The sequence below is a fragment of the Pseudomonas sp. G(2018) genome (assembly GCF_005502415.1).
Lineage (GTDB): Bacteria > Pseudomonadota > Gammaproteobacteria > Pseudomonadales > Pseudomonadaceae > Aquipseudomonas.
The window spans coordinates 1-2090 of the sequence record NZ_SCOO01000084.1 but is presented as its reverse complement, the minus strand read 5'-3'; the positions used below and the strand labels follow the sequence as shown (position 1 = coordinate 2090).

Annotated in this window: 3 protein-coding genes; all 3 read right to left on the bottom strand. The window is 48.2% G+C overall.

The window, feature by feature from the left end:
• Positions 1-365, bottom strand: a 365-nt coding sequence (locus FFS64_RS31135; protein ID WP_137808458.1) for a DUF692 family multinuclear iron-containing protein, incomplete at its 3' end; no start/stop codon positions are given.
• 30 nt (positions 366-395) lie between these two features.
• On the bottom strand, positions 396-692 hold the full coding sequence (locus tag FFS64_RS31130) for a DUF2282 domain-containing protein (protein ID WP_057978306.1): 297 nt from the start codon (positions 690-692) through the stop codon (positions 396-398).
• A 659-nt stretch (positions 693-1351) separates the two neighbouring features.
• Positions 1352-1657, bottom strand: coding sequence for a hypothetical protein (locus FFS64_RS31125; protein WP_202879051.1), 306 nt, complete (start codon positions 1655-1657; stop codon positions 1352-1354).
• Between the last annotated feature and the right edge of the window lie 433 nt (positions 1658-2090).

The following is a 2090-nucleotide window of genomic DNA, read 5'->3' as shown; positions in this document are numbered from 1 at the left end:
GTGCCGCCATGACTGGACCAAGCGAGATGTTCGGAGAATGCTTCTGGCTGGTAGCGATTTAGCAGTATGGCCAACCGAGAGAGGTGTTCTTCATCAAGTGGGGCTTGCCCACCAATGGATAGACCTACGCCGTGGATAGACAGTGGATAGCGCGATCGAATTATTTCCAGGTAATGGTGAAATGGCCCGCCTGCGACCATGTAATTTTCGGCATGGATCTCAAAGAAACCTAAGTCTGGTTGCTCTGAAATTACCTCGCGAAAGTGTTCAGGCTTCAAGCCGATACCGGCACGGCATGGCAGCCTGGTGGAAGCTGTATGGGCAGCATCCACCAGGCACAGTCTATCGCTAGGAGATTGAATCATAGGAACGCTCCGCGACCGTTTAATTACTAATCAGGCTTTCTTTTCCTTGAACTCCTGATATTGACCAAAGCCAGTTGGAGAAGTGGGCGATGCCGTTTGTTCGCAAGTCCCCTTGGGTACCATGGACCAAGAATTACCCTGATAGTTGATTTTCGAGGTTCCCGCACAGGACGTGCCCGCGCCAGCCTTGCAATCATTCTTTCCTTTAAGGGCTACACCGAAACACTTTTCACCGTCAGCGGCGTGGGCGATGGTCGGCATTGCAGCAGCGGCTAAAGCGGCGCTCAACGCCAAGGCCAAGGTAGCGGAGGTCATTGTCTTATTCATGAGTCAGTTCCTTTAGGTCAGGATTGGGTTACGGTGATTTGCTTATACTATTTGCCCTATGCGCTTTAGAGATCTCAAGCTGCGGTTTGTTACAAGCAGAAATTCTTAATTGTGGCATGAGTATCATCAGGGTAAGTCATTAGCCACCGCTGGCAAGACGACGGCCGACCGATCGCGGCTGAGTTTAGCTGCGACGGATCAAACGTTGCTTAGCGTCCTAGTCGGGTGAGCGACCCTGGCGAGGCTTTTGAGTCGAATTCCTGAATCGTCGGTTATAAGGAATGATCAAGTAGGTTTCGCGAGCTGATCTTTTTGGTGCAAAATGCTCAATTAGCTCGGTAGCTTACTAAATAGGTCTCAAGTTCAGACGAGACCTGGCCATTGTCGCACTGTCGGGCAGGGTGATCTTAAGACAGAAAAAATTCGGCTTTATGCTGAAGGTGTCTAGTTGAGTACTCGGAGATAATTTCCATTTTTTCGAGCCAATAAAATACTCTACTAAAAGCTTATAACAGAAAATATTGACGCCAAGTCATATCGTACATGGCCCGTATTCGAATACGGGCCATGTCGGTGTGACAAGTTGTATTGCACGTCAAATGCTCGAATGCTTCTTTGACGCGGAGCAGGAATGCCCTTATTGAACCTCTATCTCGAAGTTATTTTTTCTTCGCTGCACAAGGAGCCTTAGCGGCGCAAGGATTGGCTGCGCACGGATTTTTTGCCGCGCATGGGTTCTTACCAGCACAAGGGTTTTTAGTGGTTTTCATGCTTGCAGCACACGGTTTTTTTGCAGCACAAGGATTTGCCATGGCTGCCGCGGGAGCTTTTGCCGCGCAAGGATTACAAGGGGTAGCAGCCATCACTGGACCAGCGAGGGATGCGGCAAGCACTGCCGCAGATACCATTGCAGCCAAAGGCTTGGCGATTTTCAGAGATACCGTGGATTCTTGAAATTTTTTCATTGTGTTTCTCCTGACGGGCAAAAATCTAATTAGGTGCAATGACATTCGTTGCCACTCACAGCTAGTCAGATGATTCTGCTGGTTTGTTGTTACAAAAAAAACGAGAAATAAATTACAGCCCCTAACGGGCCATGCCTGGTTCAATAAAAATTTGCTAGCATAGGTGCAAGAATTTCTGACTGCCGTCGCGACAGGGAAGACAAAACACCACCAAATAGTCCGTTAATTCCGACTAAGAAAATCCCCCGATGAGTAATTAATTCGGATTAAATTAATATTCTTCGCATGTCCTGTGTCTTTTTATCAAAACAAACGCCTTGTTGTATGGCCACTGCGTGTTAGATTACAGCTGGAATGAGGGGCTAACATGCCTATCACTGCAGTGGCTATTGGTTAAGCGCTGGAAGCTACTCACCCCACTAAAGTCTGCGGG

Bases quoted from the DNA above. Each gene is read 5' to 3' on its own strand.
- FFS64_RS31130 (WP_057978306.1), bottom strand. From the start codon at position 692: ATGAATAAGACAATGACCTCCGCTACCTTGGCCTTGGCGTTGAGCGCC.
- FFS64_RS31125 (WP_202879051.1), bottom strand. From the start codon at position 1,657: ATGAAAAAATTTCAAGAATCCACGGTATCTCTGAAAATCGCCAAGCCT.